The 15,789-nt window shown below is 67.9% G+C and carries 16 protein-coding genes; 4 read left to right on the forward strand and 12 right to left on the reverse strand.

Going from position 1 to position 15,789, the window contains the following annotated elements; genetic code table 11:
* Nucleotides 1-7 precede the first annotated feature (7 nt).
* From EYE42_RS03760 to rpsF, 5 genes are all read right to left on the reverse strand, one after another.
* A complete protein-coding gene (locus tag EYE42_RS03760) occupies nt 8-373 on the reverse strand; it encodes a DUF983 domain-containing protein (protein WP_130989981.1) in 366 nt (121 codons plus the stop codon).
* Nucleotides 374-548: 175 nt separating this feature from the next.
* Nucleotides 549-1,580, reverse strand: coding sequence for a betaine--homocysteine S-methyltransferase (gene bmt, locus EYE42_RS03765; protein ID WP_425466555.1), 1,032 nt, complete (start codon nt 1,578-1,580; stop codon nt 549-551).
* A 98-nt stretch (nt 1,581-1,678) separates the two neighbouring features.
* Entirely contained in the window at nt 1,679-2,263 is a 585-nt protein-coding gene (gene rplI / locus EYE42_RS03770) for a 50S ribosomal protein L9 (protein WP_130989982.1), read from the reverse strand.
* A 12-nt stretch (nt 2,264-2,275) separates the two neighbouring features.
* On the reverse strand, nt 2,276-2,503 hold the full coding sequence (gene rpsR / locus EYE42_RS03775) for a 30S ribosomal protein S18 (RefSeq protein ID WP_020949472.1): 228 nt from the start codon (nt 2,501-2,503) through the stop codon (nt 2,276-2,278).
* Between the two features lie 2 nt (nt 2,504-2,505).
* Nucleotides 2,506-2,952, reverse strand: coding sequence for a 30S ribosomal protein S6 (gene rpsF, locus EYE42_RS03780; RefSeq protein ID WP_130989983.1), 447 nt, complete (start codon nt 2,950-2,952; stop codon nt 2,506-2,508).
* A gap of 209 nt (nt 2,953-3,161) precedes the next feature.
* Between rpsF and speB the strand changes: the two genes are divergently transcribed.
* Nucleotides 3,162-4,121 carry an agmatinase gene (speB, locus tag EYE42_RS03785; protein ID WP_130990224.1) on the forward strand — a complete coding sequence of 320 codons (960 nt, stop codon included), beginning with the start codon at nt 3,162-3,164 and terminating at the stop codon, nt 4,119-4,121.
* Nucleotides 4,122-4,124: 3 nt separating this feature from the next.
* Here the strand turns inward: speB and EYE42_RS03790 are convergent, their stop codons facing one another.
* Nucleotides 4,125-4,700, reverse strand: coding sequence for a restriction endonuclease (locus EYE42_RS03790; RefSeq protein WP_130989984.1), 576 nt, complete (start codon nt 4,698-4,700; stop codon nt 4,125-4,127).
* Between the two features lie 168 nt (nt 4,701-4,868).
* Here EYE42_RS03790 and prfA point away from each other — a divergent pair, with 168 nt between their 5' ends.
* The 3 genes from prfA (at nt 4,869) to EYE42_RS16560 (ending at nt 7,897) form a co-directional block, all read left to right on the forward strand.
* Nucleotides 4,869-5,921 carry a peptide chain release factor 1 gene (gene prfA / locus EYE42_RS03795; protein WP_130989985.1) on the forward strand — a complete coding sequence of 351 codons (1,053 nt, stop codon included), beginning with the start codon at nt 4,869-4,871 and terminating at the stop codon, nt 5,919-5,921.
* On the forward strand, nt 5,918-6,739 hold the full coding sequence (prmC, locus tag EYE42_RS03800; RefSeq protein WP_130989986.1) for a peptide chain release factor N(5)-glutamine methyltransferase: 822 nt from the start codon (nt 5,918-5,920) through the stop codon (nt 6,737-6,739). The genes prfA and prmC overlap by 4 nt, the downstream gene beginning before the upstream one ends.
* Nucleotides 6,740-6,997: 258 nt before the next feature.
* Entirely contained in the window at nt 6,998-7,897 is a 900-nt protein-coding gene (locus EYE42_RS16560) for a DUF4167 domain-containing protein (RefSeq protein ID WP_130989987.1), read from the forward strand.
* A 36-nt stretch (nt 7,898-7,933) separates the two neighbouring features.
* Here EYE42_RS16560 and rsmA read toward each other — a convergent pair whose 3' ends face one another.
* From rsmA to lptF, 6 genes are read right to left on the reverse strand one after another with little or no spacing between them, the layout of a single operon-like run.
* Entirely contained in the window at nt 7,934-8,788 is an 855-nt protein-coding gene (gene rsmA, locus EYE42_RS03810) for a 16S rRNA (adenine(1518)-N(6)/adenine(1519)-N(6))-dimethyltransferase RsmA (protein ID WP_130989988.1), read from the reverse strand.
* A complete protein-coding gene (gene pdxA, locus EYE42_RS03815; RefSeq protein ID WP_130989989.1) occupies nt 8,785-9,753 on the reverse strand; it encodes a 4-hydroxythreonine-4-phosphate dehydrogenase PdxA in 969 nt (322 codons plus the stop codon). Before pdxA ends, rsmA begins: the two co-directional genes overlap by 4 nt.
* An 8-nt stretch (nt 9,754-9,761) precedes the next feature.
* Nucleotides 9,762-11,024, reverse strand: coding sequence for a peptidylprolyl isomerase (locus EYE42_RS03820; protein WP_130989990.1), 1,263 nt, complete (start codon nt 11,022-11,024; stop codon nt 9,762-9,764).
* Nucleotides 11,025-11,059: 35 nt separating this feature from the next.
* A complete protein-coding gene (locus EYE42_RS03825; RefSeq protein ID WP_130989991.1) occupies nt 11,060-13,456 on the reverse strand; it encodes an LPS-assembly protein LptD in 2,397 nt (798 codons plus the stop codon).
* Nucleotides 13,453-14,562 carry an LPS export ABC transporter permease LptG gene (gene lptG / locus EYE42_RS03830; protein WP_130989992.1) on the reverse strand — a complete coding sequence of 370 codons (1,110 nt, stop codon included), beginning with the start codon at nt 14,560-14,562 and terminating at the stop codon, nt 13,453-13,455. Before lptG ends, EYE42_RS03825 begins: the two co-directional genes overlap by 4 nt.
* Entirely contained in the window at nt 14,559-15,686 is a 1,128-nt protein-coding gene (gene lptF / locus EYE42_RS03835) for an LPS export ABC transporter permease LptF (RefSeq protein ID WP_130989993.1), read from the reverse strand. Before lptF ends, lptG begins: the two co-directional genes overlap by 4 nt.
* Nucleotides 15,687-15,789 lie beyond the last annotated feature (103 nt).

Raw genomic sequence — 15,789 nt, forward strand, 5'->3', positions numbered from 1 at the left:
CCCCTTTTCAGGCGCCGCGGTCCTGTTCGTTCTTAGCCCAAAGATAGCCGATGAACGCGCCCTTGGTGAGCCGTAACAGGATCAGCGTCACAACGGTCGAGATGCCGCCCGTGATCACAAGCAGCATCACCGGGCTTGGCCGGAACAGCACCCAGGTGAACCCGATCAACGGGATCAGCAACAGCAGCATGATGGTCATGGCAAAGAAGGCCGGGCCATCGGCGGCCGGATAGCGCCCAAGGGGCGCGTGGCAGACCTCGCATTCGGCGGAAACTCCAAGATATCCCCGCAGCAGTTTGCCTTGGCCGCAATTGGGACACCTGTTCATCAATCCCCTGGTGACGGCGGTCTTGCTGTGACGGGTTTCGTTCATGGTCCTGATCCTTGCGCTCGGGCTGTGGATTGAGGGCTGCCCTGTCGGACGGACGGCCCGGAACGGGGCGGGGATGACCGGCGGCGACCCTTGTGCCGGTTCAAAAGGCATCCCGCTGCGATCCGGCAGATCCAACGGCTTCATCGGTTAGGCAGTCCTCTTGCCGAAACAGAGTTCAGAACCCGTCGCCCAATGACGAGAACCCGCCAAGTCGTTCTGCGATCTCCTCAAGCGATGGCCGGGGGCCGGGCGCGCGGGACTCCAGGGCCTCGCGCATGGCGCGCAGATGGGCGGGCGTGGTGCCGCAGCAGCCGCCGATGATGCGCACGCCACTGTCCCGGGCAAGGCAGGCATAGTCGGCCATGATCGCAGGGGTGCCGTCATAGTGCAGGTGCCCTCCTTCCAGGCGCGGCACCCCGGCATTGCCCTTGGCGATGATCGGGCGCTCGTTGCCCGAGGCCACGAAATCGCGCACCGTCCGCAGCAGGTCCGCCGCGCCCACGCCGCAGTTCGCGCCGTAGGCGACAGGCGGATTGGGCAGACGTTCCACGAGGGCCGACAGTTGCGCCGAGGTCACGCCCATGATCGTACGCCCGGCCGTATCAAAGCTCATCATGCCGCACCAGGGCATGTCTGCCAGACGCGCAGCCTCGGCTGCGGCACGGAATTCACGGTCGCAGCCGATGGTTTCCACCCACAGGACATCGGCGCCGCCCTCCTTCAGGGCATCCGCCTGTTCATGGAACATCTCGACCGCGCGGGCGTGGGACAGGCTGCCCACCGGGGCCATGATCTCGCCCGTGGGGCCGATGTTGCCCGCAACGATCACCTTGCGGCCTGCGGCATCGGCCACCTCGCGCGCCAGTGCCGCACCAGCCCGGTTCAGGTCGCGGACTTGATCGGCGGCCTTGCGCAGGCCCAGCCGGCTGGCATTTCCGCCAAAGGTATTGGTCAGGAACAGATCGGCCCCGCTGTCCACGGCGTCGCGATACAGGCGCCGCACACGGTCGGGATGGCGGCTGTTCCACAGTTCCGGCGCCTCGTTCGGGGTCAGGCCCATGTTGAACAGGTTGGTGCCCGTCGCACCGTCCGCCATCAGCCAGTCACGCCTGGCAAGAAGCTGGCTCAATGGGTCGGGCGTCTGCAATCCCCTGGTCCTGCAATGCGAAAGCGCCGCCCCCGGGCGGCTGTCGATGATCATGTTCATGATAGGTCCGGTTCCGGAAGGAAGCAATTTGAACCGGAACACGAAAAAGACCGTGCCGGTTTCCCGGCACGGTCCTGAATTTTGCGTGGGGAACCGGATCAGTTCCGGTCGTCGTCCCCGTCGTCGTTCGCGGCGCCGATGTCGTCGAACAGTTCGGCGATCTCGAATTCGGCCTCGGCATCAGCCTCGGCGGCCAGATCCTGGATCGACTTGCCCTGCGCCTGAAGTTCGGCTTCCTCGGCCGAACGGGCGACGTTCAGCACGATGGTGGCCTCGACCTCGGGGTGCAGGACGATGGTGACCTCGTGCATCCCCAGATCCTTGATCGGATTGCCCAGCACGATCTGGCGGCGATCGACGGTGAAGCCGGCCTCGGTCGCGGCCTCGGCGGCGTCGCGGGTCGTGACCGAGCCATAGAGCGCCCCGGCATCGGAAGCCGAGCGGATCACCACGAACACCTGACCGTCCAGCTTGTCGGCGACCTTCTGGGCCTCGGTCTTGGTTTCGGCGTTCTGGGCCTCAAGCTGGACCTTGCGGGTCTCGAAGGCCTTGATGTTGGCGTCGGATGCGCGCAGGGCCTTGCCCTGGGGCAGCAGGAAGTTGCGGGCATAGCCTTCCTTGACCCGGACGACCTCGCCCATCTGGCCCAGTTTTGCCACGCGTTCCAGCAGGATGACTTGCATGTCCCTGTCTCCTTACTTCACGGCATATGGCAGCAGCGCCAGAAAGCGGGCGCGCTTGATGGCACGGGCCAGTTCGCGCTGCTTCTTGGCCGACACGGCGGTGATGCGCGAGGGCACGATCTTGCCGCGTTCGGAAATGTAGCGCTGCAACAGGCGCGTGTCCTTGTAGTCGATCGCGGGCGCATTCTCGCCCGAGAACGGGCAGACCTTGCGACGGCGGAAAAAGGGTTTGTTGGCCATGATCAGATCCTTTCAGTCCGCTCGCGGCGTTCGCCGCGGTCAGCGCCACGATCGCCGCGATCACCCCGGTCACGGTCGCCGCGCGGGCGGTCGCCCCGGTCGCCGCGATCCCCGCGGTCGCGATCGTCGCGCTTCTGCATCTGGACCGAGGGGCCTTCGGCATGTTCGTCAACGCGCACGGTCATGACACGCATGACATCCTCGTGCAGGCGGGCCAGGCGTTCCATTTCCTGCACGGCGGCCGAGGGCGCGTCCGAACGCAGAAAGGCGTAATGGCCCTTGCGGTTCTTGTTGATCTTGTAGGCCAGGGTGCGCACACCCCAGTATTCGTTTTCGACCACCTTGCCGCCGTTATCGGCCAGCACGGTCGAGAAATGTTCGATCAGCCCTTCGGCCTGCGTGTTCGACAGGTCCTGCCGGGCGATCAGCACATGCTCGTACAGAGGCATGGCATCCCTTTCGGTTTCAGGCGCATTTCATCGACGGACAAATCCTTCCGCGCCCGTCACGAGAGACTGCGCCGGTTGCAATATCCAGGCGGAAGGATGGGGCCTTATAGCGGCAAATGCCGGGGATGCAAGGCGATTCGCAGGGGCGGCGGGCCTTGCGGGCCGGCACTGGCCGGGCCACCATGGCCCAAGCGGTACGGGGGATGACGATGGCCTTGGAAGATGCAAAGACCCAGGTGGATCAGGCGTTTACCCGGACCGACCTGCGCGGCCCCTCGTTCGAGAACGCCTTTGGCGGCGCCGCCAGCTTTCTGCGCCGCCGCTATTCCAAGGATCTGTCGGGCGTCGATGTGGCCGTGACCGGCATCCCCTTCGACCAGGCGGTCACGCACCGGCCCGGCGCCCGCTTCGGCCCCCGCGCGATCCGGGAGGCGTCCACCCTCCAGGCCTTTGATCCGCCCTATGGCTGGGGATACGATCCGCTGTCCACGCTGTCGGTGGTGGATTACGGCGACATGGCCTTCGATTACGCCGACGTGCGCGGGGTGCCGGACCGGATCACGGCGCATGTCGGCGCGATCCTGGATGCCGGTGCTGCGCCCATCACGCTGGGGGGCGATCATTTCATCACCCTGCCGATCCTGCGGGCGGTGGCCGCGCGGCGCGGCCCCGTGGCGCTGATCCAGTTCGACGCCCATTCCGACACCTGGGTGGACGACGATCCCGACCGCATCGACCACGGCACGTTTCTCTACAAGGCGATCCGGCAGGGGCTGGTGGATCCGGCGGCCAGCGTCAGCATCGGCATCCGCACCGACAATCCCGACACGCTGGGCGTGACCATCCTGGATGCGGCGGGCCTGCATCGCGACGGGGTGGAAACCACGCTGGACCGCATCAGGGGTGTGGTGGGCGGGCGCCCCGTCTATGTCACCTTCGACATCGACGCGCTGGATCCCGCATTCGCGCCGGGCACCGGCACGCCGGTCTGGGGCGGGCTGGCATCCTGGCAGGCGGCGGCGCTGTTGCGCGGGCTGGCAGGGGTGGATCTGATCGGCGGCGACGTGGTCGAGGTGTCGCCCCCCTATGACACGACCGGGGCCACCGCCATCGCAGGCGCGCATGTGGCGACCGAACTGATCGCGCTTTATGGCTGGACCCGGCGCTGATCGTCAGATCAGCCGGTCCAGGCGCCCGATGTCGCGCACATGCAGCAGATGGACCCCGGTGCGACGCGACAGCGCCTTGGCGCTTTCGGTGTAATGGCCGGTGGTGATGACCACGGCGGTATCCACCCGGTGGAAGGCCCGGCCCGAAAACGCCTCTTGCACGGCCTTGTTGCCCACCGCGCCGTCATAGCGTTTGCACTGGATCCCGATCTTGCGGCCCTTGCGCCGGGCGATGATGTCGATGCCCTGGTCGCCCGACCCGGCGGTGACATGGGCCCGCCAGCCCTGCGCCTCCAGCCGGCCGGCCACCCATTCCTCGAAGGCGTGGCCGTCCCTGGGGCAGCGGACAGGACGGCGCCGCCCCTGTCCCCTGCGCGGCGGCGTCTTTTGCCGCAGCAGCAGCGCGGGCAGCAGCAGCCCCGCCAGGACGATCCCCGCAAAGGCCGAGGTCTGGTTTCGCCCGCCGTCCATCGCGCCTTCGGCGAAGGTCGCCATCAGAAAACCGCCGATCACGACAAGCGTGGCGGACAGGACGGCATATCTGAAGAAATAGAAAGCAGAGGAAATCAGACGGCGCATTTTCGGCCAAGGGAAACGGAAGGGGCAGATTTTGGCAACCGACCCTGGGAAACCACATTCTATGGTGACGAAAAGTTATCCACAATTCCCCGCATCAGGCAATGTTCCGGACCTGTTCCGCGTGCCAAGGTGCTTGCCCGCAGGCCGCTGCCCGGCTAATCCCCCGCCATGCTGCCCCAGGATCGCCTGTCCCAGATCGTCCAGCGGTTCGAGTTTCTCGAAGCGCAGTTGAATGCCGGTGCGGCACCCGACCAGATCGCCCGGATCAGCCGCGAATACGCCGATCTGAAACCCGTGGTCGAACAGGTTTCGCGCTGGCGGGCCGCTCAGGACGGTCTGGCCGAGGCCCAGGCCATGCTGGCCGACCCCGAGATGCGCGATCTTGCCGCCGACGAGATCCGGCGGTTGCAGGACGACGTGCCCGCACTGGAGCAGGCCCTGCGCATCGCCCTGCTGCCCCGCGACGCCGCCGATGCCCGCCCCGCGATCATCGAGATCCGCCCCGGCACCGGCGGGGACGAGGCCGCGCTGTTCGCGGGCGACCTGCTGGCGATGTATCGCCGCCATGCCGAACAGCAGGGCTGGACCTTCCAGATGCTGGACCTGACCGAATCCGACCTGGGCGGCGTCAAGGAGGCCGTGGCGCGGATCGAGGGAGAGGGCGTCTTTGCCCGCCTGAAATACGAATCGGGAGTCCACCGCGTCCAGCGGGTTCCCGAAACCGAATCGGGCGGACGCATCCATACGTCCGCCGCGACCGTAGCCGTCCTGCCCGAGGCCGAGGAGGTGGATATCGACATCCCCGCGGGCGACATCCGCATCGACACGATGCGCGCATCCGGCGCGGGCGGGCAGCATGTGAACACCACCGATTCGGCCGTGCGCATCACCCACCTGCCGACCGGGATGGTCGTGACCAGCAGCGAAAAGTCGCAGCACCAGAACCGCGCCAATGCCATGGCCGTTCTGCGCGCGCGGCTTTACGACATGGAACGCAGCCGCGCCGATGCCGAACGGGCCGCCGACCGCAAGTCGCAGGTGGGGACGGGCGATCGCAGCGAACGCATCCGGACCTACAATTTCCCGCAGGGCCGGATGACCGATCACCGGATCAACCTGACGCTTTATGCGCTGGACCGGATCATGGCGGGCGATCTGGGGGAAACCATCGACGCGCTGACGGCCCATGACCAGGCCGCGCGACTGGCGTCCCAGCAATGACACCGGCCGAGGCGCGTGCCAGGGCTGCCCGGCGCCTGTCGGCGGCGGGGATCGAGGGCGCGACACGCGACGCCGACCGAATCCTGGCGGCGATCCTGGGGGTCGAGCCGGGACGCCTGCGCATGATGGACCGCACCCTGACCCGGGACGAACAGGATCGGCTGGACCGCGATCTTGCCGCCCGCGCCAAGCGTCAACCGGTCGCGCAGATCGTGGGGTTCCGCGATTTCTACGACCACCGTTTCCGTGTCACTCCTGACACATTGGACCCCCGCCCGGAAACCGAGGTTCTGGTCCGCTCCGCCCTGGATCTGCCCTGGAGCAGGGTTCTGGATCTGGGAACGGGGACCGGTGCGATCCTGATCTCGCTGCTGGCGGCGCGGCGGGGGACGGCGGGGACGGGAACGGACATTTCGGCCGCGGCCCTTGACGTGGCGCGGAACAATGCCCGATCCATTGGCGTCATGGCCGATTTCGTGCGGGCCGACTGGTTCGACGGTGTGGCCGGGCGGTTCGATCTGATCGTGTCGAACCCGCCCTATATCGCCCTGTCCGAGATGGCTGGCTTGGCCCCCGACGTCCGGGAATGGGAGCCGCCCTCAGCCCTGACCGACGGCGCCGACGGGCTGAGCGCCTATCGCGCAATCGCGGCGGGCCTGTTCCGGCATCTGGCCCCCGGCGGGCATCTGCTGGTCGAGATCGGTCCGACGCAGGCCGCCGCCGTCTCGGCCCTGCTGGTCCTGCAAGGAGCCGAAACGCGGATAATCGCCGATATGGATGGGCGCGACCGTGTCGTGAAGGCGGGGTTCTCCGCCTGAAAGGGCCAGAACAGCGGCCAATCCCGTCGATTTCGCTTGTTTCCATCCGTTCGCCGTGCTTAGTCGCGATTGTGACGGGGGCAGCGATGCCCACGCACGGGTCAGCCTGGAAAAAGCCGATTCCCTGGAAACGCCACTCTGTGTTCATTCGGGTGCAAGGCAAGGGCTGAACGGGTATGCGCCACCTCGCGCTGCCGGTGTCGCCCGCGAAGCCGTTCGGAAACCCCGATCACCCTGGAACCACAAGCAGACAGACTGATGAGATCATCGAAATCCCGTTCGCGCAACAAGTCGAACCGCCAGCGCACGCTGGGCAATGTCGTCAACCGCGTCTTCGACAGCTCTGGCCCCGAAGGCAAGGTTCGCGGGACGCCCCAGCAAATCATTGAAAAATATCTGGCTCTTGCGCGGGATGCGCAATTGTCGAACGACCGCGTTGCCGAGCAGTCGTTTCTGCAACATGCCGAGCATTATACCCGGATGCTGGGTGAGGCGCAGCGCGAAATGGCCGAACGCCAGCAATTCCACCAGCCCCGTCAGGACGGCGACGAACCCCGCGACGTTCAGCCGAACGGCAATGGCGGCGGATACCAGGCCCGCGACGACAATGGCCGCGACGACAGCCGGCGCGATGACGTCCGCCGGGATGACGTCCGTCGGGATGACATCCGTCGGGATGACAATCGCCGTGACGACGCCCGCCGTGACGATAACCGCCGCGATGATAATCGGCGCGAAAACTCCCGGCGTGAAAACAATTTCCGCGACCCGCAGCGCGATCAGGCGGGCCGCGAAGCCCAGCCGCGTGATCATGGCGCACGCGAACAGCCGCGGTTCGAACCTGCCGCCGCAGCCGAGGCGCAGCCGGTTCCGCAATCTGCGCCCCAGCCTGCGCATCAGTCCGACCATGCCACTGTGCCTGAAATCCGGCCCGAGGGCCTGGGCCTGCCGGACGCCGTGACCACGTCCGAGGACGCGGTGGCAGGTCCGGTCGAAACGCCAGAGGCAACTGCCAAGCCCGCACGCAGCCGAACCCCGCGCGCCCCACGTGGGGACAAGCCCGCAGCGTCCCAGGCCCCTGCCGCACGACCGCGCCGCCGCAAGACCCCCGAGGGAGAGGCACGGCCCGAGGATGCCCCCGCAGCCAGCGAAGAATAAGAAACAAAGGCCGCGGCGATCAGCCGGCGGCCTTTTTCATGGCGCCGTCGGGGCGGCCTGCACGGCGCGGGCCAGCCGGCAAAACCGTTCCAGATCGATTTCCTCGGCCCGCGCCGTCGGCGGGATCTGGGCCTGTTCCAGAAGGGTTTCGATCCGGGGGTGCAGTCCCCGCAGGGACGCCCGCAGCATCTTGCGCCGCTGGTTGAACGCCGCTGCCGTCACCTGCGACAGGATCGCCGGATCCGCCGGATAGCGCGGGGAAGAAAGCGCGGTCAGGTGGACCACGGCGGAATGAACCTTGGGGGCGGGCACGAAGGCCTCGGGCGGCAGGGTCATGACGATGCGGGCATCGGCCCGCCACTGGGCCAGCAAGGCCAGCCGGCCATAGGTCTTGCTGCCGGGGGCGGCCACGATACGCTCGGCCACCTCCTTCTGGAACATCAGCGTCAGGGACTGCCAGAAGGGCGGCCATTCCGGCGGCGTCAGCCAGCGGATCAGCAGTTCGGTGCCGACGTTATACGGCAGATTCGCGGCCACCCGGATCGGCGGTGTCAGATGCGCCAGCGGGTCGATCTGCAGGGCATCGCCGTGGATCACCGTCAGCCGCCCGGGATAGCGGTCGGCGATTTCCTGCAACGCAGGCAGGGCACGGGCGTCCTTTTCGATGGCAAGGACATGCCGCGCCCCCTCGGCCAGCAGCCCGCGCGTCAGTCCGCCAGGACCGGGGCCGATTTCCAGCACGTCGCATCGGGACATGTCGCCCGCCTGCCGCGCGATCTTGGCGGTCAGGTTCAGGTCCAGCAGGAAATTCTGGCCAAGCTGCTTTTTCGCCCGCAGGTCGTGGCGGGCGATCACCTCGCGCAGGGGGGGCAGGTTGTCGATGGTGGTCATGCCCGTGCCGCCGCCATGTCGCGGGCCATGCGCAGGGCGGCGATGGTCGAGGCGGGGCTGGCGATCCCCTTGCCCGCGATGCCGAAGGCCGTGCCGTGGTCGGGCGAAGTTCGGATGAACGGCAGACCCAGCGTGACGTTCACCCCGCTGTCGAAATCCAGCGTCTTGATCGGGATCAGCGCCTGGTCGTGATAGGCGCAGACCGCCGCATCATAAAGGGCGCGGGCCGGGGCGTGGAACATCGTGTCGGCCGGCAGGGGGCCGGTCAGGTCCATCCCCTCGGCCCGCAGGCGGTCCAGCAGGGGAACGATCATGTCGGCTTCCTGGCGCCCCATCGTGCCGCCTTCGCCCGCGTGGGGATTGAGACCCGCCACCGCAAGGCGCGGCGCGGCGATGCCGAAGTCGCGGATCAGGGCGGCATGGGTGATGCGGATCGCCTGTTCCAGAGCCCTGTCGGTGAAGGTGGCGGGCACATCCTGCAACGGGATATGGATCGTCGCGGGCACCACCCGGCAGGGCGGCGTCACCGTGGTCGAGGCCAGCATCATGGCCACCGGCACATCGCCCGCCAGGTGGGACAGGTATTCCGTATGGCCGGGAAAGCCGAAGCCCGCGCCGGTCTTCAACGCCTGCTTGCTGATCGGAAGCGTGCAGAGCCCCCCGGCCTCTCCGCGCATCACCAGTTCGACCGCCCTGGCAATTACGGCGATGACGCCCGCCGCATTGGCCGGATCGGGCTGGCCCGGCACGACAGGGGCTGCAAAGTCGTGGCGCAGGACCGGAAGATGTCCCGCGGGCACCGGGTCGCCGGGCGATGCGATTTCTGTAAAGAGCGTTCTGGCGGGCAAATGACGAGGATCGCCCATCCAGGCGAAATCCACGCCCGAGGCCAGGGCCTTGGGCGCCAGTTCAGGCCCCACGCCCGCGGGCTCGCCGCAGGTCAGGATGATGCGGCCCGAAAGCATGATGCCGGTCACGGACGACGGATAACGGCGCCGGCGCGCAATTCGGCCAGATAGGATTCGGCTGCGGCATTGGCCTTGCGGTTGAAGATCTCCTCGCGCACGGCATCGCGGGTGGGCAGGGCGTTCGGATCGGGCACCGCGGCCTCGACCCCGTCGTCGCGCAGGGCGGTGGTGGGCACGTCGGCCATGTCGGCCACCAGCGCGGGCTGGCGGGAACACAGCATCACCAGGTCGGCGCCGTTGCCGTAATCGACCACGCCGGCTTCATCAGGGTCCAGGCTGGCCAGACGCTGCCCGATCAGCGCCGGAATCGCGCCCTGCGGTACGGTCTGGCGTTGCACCTGCGGGGCGGCCTGGGGACCGGCCTGCACATAAAGGTCGTCGCAGGTCCGGGTCCGGGCGGCCAGCGTCGCCGCGTCCGCAGCCGTGGGCAGGCGCAGGGTCGCATAATCGACGACCTGTTCGGACGCGCCCGGCCGCAAGGTGCCCTGGCTGTCGCGCAGGTGGAACAGGACCACAGCGCCCTCGACGGTCAGCGGCTGGCTGGTCTGGCCGGGTTGCAGTGCGGTGATGACCGGGCGCAGGCTGGGGGGCAGGTTGTCGATGTTCACCCAGGCCAGCCGCCCGCCTGCCTGTGCCGAGTCGGCGGCCGAATACTGACGCGCCGCGGCCTCGAATTCGTCCGATGACAGGTTGGCCCCGGCGATCCGCCGGGCCAGGTCCATGGCCTGCTGTTCCTGGCCCGGCGGGGCGGGAATGATCAGTTCCGAGATCAGAACCCGCGACAGGATCGGGGTTTCGACCACGCGGCGCAGTTCCTGATCGACCTCGGCGTCGGACACCCGGATTCCGGGCACCACGCGGTCGCGGATGACCGACCGCCAGACCAGGCCCGCACTGACGAAATCGCGATAGGCCTGGGGTTCGACGCCCGCGCCTTCCAGCGCGGCGGTGAATTCGGCCGCCGACAGGCCGGCGCGGCCCGCGAACTCCTCGAGCCCGTTCTGCAAGCCTTCCTCGGTCGGCACGATGCCCAACTGCCGGGCGGCGTGATTGCGCAGCCGGTCCTCGATGAGCGCCTCCTGCGCCTCGGCCTCGGTGGTGCCGGGGGCACCGAGGATCTGCATGAATCGCTGACGCTGCTGCACTTCATAGCGGGTGATGGCGGCATCGTTCACATACACCACCGGCTGGAACAGGTTCTGCGCCTGAACGGGCGCGGCGGCCACAAGGGCGGCTGCCAGCACGAGTCGGGAAAGAAAATGCCGCATCGGCTGCCCCTTGTTCATCGTTTCGTTGTTCCAGATTAGCGCAAGCAGGATCGGCGCGCCACCGTGCCCGGCAAATCCTCGGACGCACCGAAGCCGCCCAGCCTGACCGACAGGCCAAGGCTTGTTTCAGGGCGCACGCTGTCCGAACTGGTAAAGCGGCGCGATACCCCCATGTCCACCGTCAGGCATTCGTTGCGATAGGTCAGATCCAGCGAGGCACGCTGCGCGCGGTTGGCCACGAAGTCATAGCGCGTTTCGGCACTGCCCCACCAGCCGTCGCGGATCTGCCAGCCGACATTGGCGATCAGTTCGCTGACATCGGGGGCCTGCACGGTGGTTCCCCGGTCTGCACCCCGGTCATTGGCGTCCCCCCCGCCAGCGTCCAGCCACAGGTGGCCCGCCGACAGTTGCAGGTCAGGGCGCAGCCAGCCCAGGCGCAATTCGTTGCGCGACATGTCCAGCCCGTCGTCGAACAGTGCCCGGTTGGCAATGGCAAGCCCGCTGCCGCTGTCGTATTGCGCCGCCAGCAGCCAGTCCGAACGCCTGCCCGCCAAGGCCGACCCGACGGGAAAGGACGGGTCCGGATCGGCCCGAAAGACCCGGCCGCCGGTCAGGCCCAGCGACCAGCCGGTGGGATCGAACCGGGTCCAGGTCACGCCCAGATTGGCGCGCAGTCCGCTCTCTCGCGCGTCCCATCCGGGAAAGCGGTTGTCCGAAAACAGGTTGCCTTCGTCGAATTCGATCAGGCGGCTGTCCTCGTTCGGGATGTCGTCGTCCTGACCGGAGGGAGAGTAGAGGATCTGGGCCACGGGTTCGACCATGTGGGTGGCGCCGTTGCTGCCGCCGATCAGCGGCCAGCGGAATTCGACCCCCAGGATCGGGTCGGCGCGGGCCTCCAGATCGTCATAACGGCTGTCCTGGGCGATGCGATAGATGTCGGCATCGATCCCGGCCAGGGCCGCGCCGACCACGCCGCCGGGCAGGATCGCGCTGCGCCGCCAATCCAGCCCGATCGAGCCGCGCGCCATGTCGCGGCCGATTCCGTCCTGGTCGGAAGGCCGGCGATGGGCATGGACTGACCATTCCAGCAGCCCTTGCCCGCCGATATAGTCGGGGGTGAAGCGGCGCTGCCAGATGACATCGGCCACCTGCGCGGGCGAGGTCTGGTTGTCCTCGCCATCGCGCAGCGAATGATAGTTTCCGACGCGGCCAAAGAACAGCTTGTCGCGGGTCACCCGCTCCAGGGTCAGTCCGCTCCACAGCCGGTCGGCATCGGTAATGTCGTAATCCAGCAGATAGCCCCGGTCCGACGCCGCCTGCACCTGCACCCCCAGCCGATAGCCGCGCGGCAGGTCGATCAGCGCGTTGCCGAACAGGTATCCTCGCGTTTCGTCCGGTTCGATGTCGTCGCGGCTGATGGAGCCGTTCCATTCGGTGACGCCATTCCTCCAGGCCTGCCTGTAGCGCAGTTCCAGCGTGCGCGTCCGGCTGGCCGAGACATAGGGCGTCGCCGTCAGGTCGGCATGATCGCCCAAGGTGATGAAGTAGGGCAGCTTGATCCCGAACCCCAGCCCCGAGGTGGTGCGGAATTCGGGGCGCAGAAACCCGGTGCGCCGTTCGACCGTAGGATCGGGCGCGGTGATGGTAAAGGGCACGGCGGCCAGGGGCACCCCAAAGGCGCGGAACTGCGGACGATCAAAGGTCATCAGCCGGGTTTCGGCGTCGTGGGTGATGTTGCGGGCGCGGATTTCCCACAAGGGGGTGGGATCGCTGGCGCAAATCTGGCAGCTCGAGGCGACGACCTGGCGCAGGTTGGTCATCCGGCCGTTGCCGGTGCGGGTCAGTTCGCGGGCGGCAAGCTGCAGCTCGCGGGCCAGAACCAGCCGGGCGCCGCGGATGATCCCGTCCTGCAGTTCGCGGTCAAGCTGTCCTGAATCGGCGATCAGGACGGCCTGGTCGTCGGGATCGGTGGCGCCGGGCCGGGACAGGTGGATCGGCCCCTCGATGGTCAGGTTTCCCGACGCGCCGTCCACCACGATGCGCGATGCCACCAGCCGCGCGCCCCCATACCAGACGACCACGCCGCCCGCCGCGATCAGCGTCCGGTCCCCTTGCAGAACCATGCTGTCGGCCAGAACGGTCGCCGCGTCATCGGGCGCCCCGTCCAGCGGTCGGGCGGGCAGGGTCACATCGGCATCGGGGTCCACGGCCTGCAATGCGGCGGCGCCGGGGGTGCGGTCGCCCAGGATGTCATTGCCCAGGGGCGTGGCGGCGGGGGCCAGGGCGGCATCGCCGGTCCAGGGGGGGCTGGCGGTGCCGCCCAGGCTGCCCGCGCCCAGACCCGGGTCCCGGGACAGGATGGTCTGGCCCAGGACGATCCCCGGCAGCAGCGCCAGCCCGATTGCCCAGCCTGTCAGGGTTCGCCGTGTCATCCATCCTCCCGCGCCAGAATCAGCGCCACCGCCAGAAGCCCGCCCACCAGCGGCGGCGTCCATCCCGCCAGGGCGGGCGGCACCTGTCCGTTGTCGCCCAGAACCTGCGCCAGATTGCGCAGAAAGAACAGCCCGATCCCCGCCCCGAAGGCCAGCAGCACCGCCCCCCCGATATTACGCCCGCGCACCGGCTGCATGGCAAAGGCGGCAGCGATCAGCACCATCGCGGCCATCATGAAGGGCCGCGCCAGTTCCATCTGCAGCCACACCTTGTGCCGCGCCGCCGAAAAGCCCGCCTGCTCCAGCCCGGCAATGAAACCCGGCAACTGCCAGACCGGCACCGCCTCGGGGCGGCCAAAGCCTTCGCGGATACGCTGCGCCGTCAGATCGGACGCCAGTTCCATCCGTGTGGCCGTCATGGCCGCCGCCTCGGGGTTGGAATCGGTCAGGGGATAGTCGCGCACGTCGGTCAGTTCCCACAGGCCGGGGACCAGCCGGGCTTCGCGCGCCTCGATCCGGCGGACCGGGCCCTGATCGTCGTCGAAGACCATGAAGGTCGCGTCATAGAGCGTCGTCGCATCCGGGCTGGCGCGGCGGGCGCGGATGACGATCTGGCCCGCCTCCTGGGTTCCTTCGGCCACGGCCTGGCGCAGCCAGACGGCGCTGTCGCCCACCGACACGGTCTGGCGGCTGTTGCGGTCGATAGCGGCCACGGCCTGATCGAAACGGGCGCCGGTGACGGCCACCAGCGGGTTCACAAAGGCCACCGTCAGCGCGCCGACCAGGGCGGCGGTTACGGCAGGCGCGGTCACGACCTTGAGCGCCGACCGCCCCGAGGCGCGGATTGCCACCATTTCCGAAGTCCGTGCCAGGTTCAGAAACAGGGCGATTCCAGCCAGGACCGTCAGCAGCGGTAGGATCGCATAAAAGCTCGAGGCGATGTTCAACCCGGCCAGCCCCAGGGCACCCCCCAACCCGATGTCGCGGTCGGAAAACCGGCGGATCATCTCGATCATGTCGATGAGCAGCAGGATCAGCAGGAACACCCCTGCAATGGTCAGGAAAGACCGCAGGAACCGCCGCGCGACATAGCGGGCCAGGATCATGCCGGGGCGCCCCTGTGCTTCAGGCGGCGCGGCCTGCCCGCCAGCCACAACAACCCGCAGCAAAGGGCGGTCCCCACCAGCGCGGGCAGATACAGCACCGGCCACATCGCCGGATCGCGCCCGGCCTGGTTGGCGGCGGCATTGGTCAGGAACTGCACCACGATCAGCCCCAGGATGGCCCACAGGATCTGCCGCCACACGCCGAATCGAGAGTAGCCGCCGATCAGCAGCGTCGCAAAACCGATCATCGCTGCGATGGGCGCCAGCAACGGCTGGGCGATGCGTTCATGCGCCTCGCGCCGGGCGTCGGCGGCGCTGGCCCCGGTCGCGGCCAGCAGGTCCGCGTCGGGGCCGAGCAGCCGCAGGGTGCCGTAATCGCGCAGGTCGCGACCCTTCTGGTCACCCCCCGTGAACAGCGCGCCCACGTCATAGCTGAATTCGTCGAACCGGGTGACCGCCAGCGACCGTTGGTCCCCCGACTGGCGCAGGTTCTGCGACAGGCCGCGCAGCAGGATCAGAACCGGGCCGCTGTCAGCGCGGGCTACCAGGGCCTCCTCGGAGGTATAGATGGTCTGGCTGGCGGGATCGCGCGCATCCTCGATGAACAGATCCAGCAGGCGGCCGTCGGTGGCGATGTCGCGGATGAACAGGGTGATGCCCTCGGCCGGATACTGGAAGGTGCCGGGACGCAGGAACCGCTCGGTCACGTCCTGGGCCAGCTCCGCCTGCCGATCGGCCAGCCGGGCGCGGGCCAGGGGCACAAGGCCGTGAACCAGGACTGCCACCATCAGCCCCACGAAGACGCCAAAGACCAGCACCGGGCGCGCCAGCCGCCATGGCGAAAGACCCGCCGCCTGCATGGCCGCCAGTTCCGATTCCCCTGCCATCCGGTTCGTGCCGTAAGCCGTGGCTGCGAACGCCGCCACCGGCAGCACGACCGAGATCACCAGGGGCAGGGTCAGGGCTGTGAATTCCAGAACCACCAGTGCGGTCTGCCCGTCGCTCAGAAGATCATCGAACAGGCTGACGGCACGGTTGATCCAATAGACGGATACCAGCACCAAGGCAAAGAACCCGAACAGCGTCAGCATCTGGCCAAGGATGTATCGGTCGATCCGGGGCATGTCGCGGGGGCTGTCCTTGGTGAGGCATCGGGGGCGTCGGTCACGTCTTGCTTAGCCGCACGGGCGGCTCTGGAAAAGGGTGCGCGGGGGGGCTAGGCTTTCA

This window comes from Paracoccus subflavus (genome assembly GCF_004310345.1).
Lineage (GTDB): Bacteria > Pseudomonadota > Alphaproteobacteria > Rhodobacterales > Rhodobacteraceae > Paracoccus > Paracoccus subflavus.

What these genes read in the sequence shown, in the direction of transcription:
- EYE42_RS03760 (WP_130989981.1), bottom strand. Translation starts at nt 373, where the DNA reads ATGAACGAAACCCGTCACAGCAAGACCGCCGTCACCAGGGGATTGATG.
- bmt (WP_425466555.1), bottom strand. Translation starts at nt 1,580, where the DNA reads ATGAACATGATCATCGACAGCCGCCCGGGGGCGGCGCTTTCGCATTGC.
- rplI (WP_130989982.1), bottom strand. Translation starts at nt 2,263, where the DNA reads ATGCAAGTCATCCTGCTGGAACGCGTGGCAAAACTGGGCCAGATGGGC.
- rpsR (WP_020949472.1), bottom strand. Translation starts at nt 2,503, where the DNA reads ATGGCCAACAAACCCTTTTTCCGCCGTCGCAAGGTCTGCCCGTTCTCG.
- rpsF (WP_130989983.1), bottom strand. Translation starts at nt 2,952, where the DNA reads ATGCCTCTGTACGAGCATGTGCTGATCGCCCGGCAGGACCTGTCGAAC.
- speB (WP_130990224.1), top strand. Translation starts at nt 3,162, where the DNA reads ATGGCCTTGGAAGATGCAAAGACCCAGGTGGATCAGGCGTTTACCCGG.
- EYE42_RS03790 (WP_130989984.1), bottom strand. Translation starts at nt 4,700, where the DNA reads ATGCGCCGTCTGATTTCCTCTGCTTTCTATTTCTTCAGATATGCCGTC.
- prfA (WP_130989985.1), top strand. Translation starts at nt 4,869, where the DNA reads ATGCTGCCCCAGGATCGCCTGTCCCAGATCGTCCAGCGGTTCGAGTTT.
- prmC (WP_130989986.1), top strand. Translation starts at nt 5,918, where the DNA reads ATGACACCGGCCGAGGCGCGTGCCAGGGCTGCCCGGCGCCTGTCGGCG.
- EYE42_RS16560 (WP_130989987.1), top strand. Translation starts at nt 6,998, where the DNA reads ATGAGATCATCGAAATCCCGTTCGCGCAACAAGTCGAACCGCCAGCGC.
- rsmA (WP_130989988.1), bottom strand. Translation starts at nt 8,788, where the DNA reads ATGACCACCATCGACAACCTGCCCCCCCTGCGCGAGGTGATCGCCCGC.
- pdxA (WP_130989989.1), bottom strand. Translation starts at nt 9,753, where the DNA reads ATGCTTTCGGGCCGCATCATCCTGACCTGCGGCGAGCCCGCGGGCGTG.
- EYE42_RS03820 (WP_130989990.1), bottom strand. Translation starts at nt 11,024, where the DNA reads ATGCGGCATTTTCTTTCCCGACTCGTGCTGGCAGCCGCCCTTGTGGCC.
- EYE42_RS03825 (WP_130989991.1), bottom strand. Translation starts at nt 13,456, where the DNA reads ATGACACGGCGAACCCTGACAGGCTGGGCAATCGGGCTGGCGCTGCTG.
- lptG (WP_130989992.1), bottom strand. Translation starts at nt 14,562, where the DNA reads ATGATCCTGGCCCGCTATGTCGCGCGGCGGTTCCTGCGGTCTTTCCTG.
- lptF (WP_130989993.1), bottom strand. Translation starts at nt 15,686, where the DNA reads ATGCCCCGGATCGACCGATACATCCTTGGCCAGATGCTGACGCTGTTC.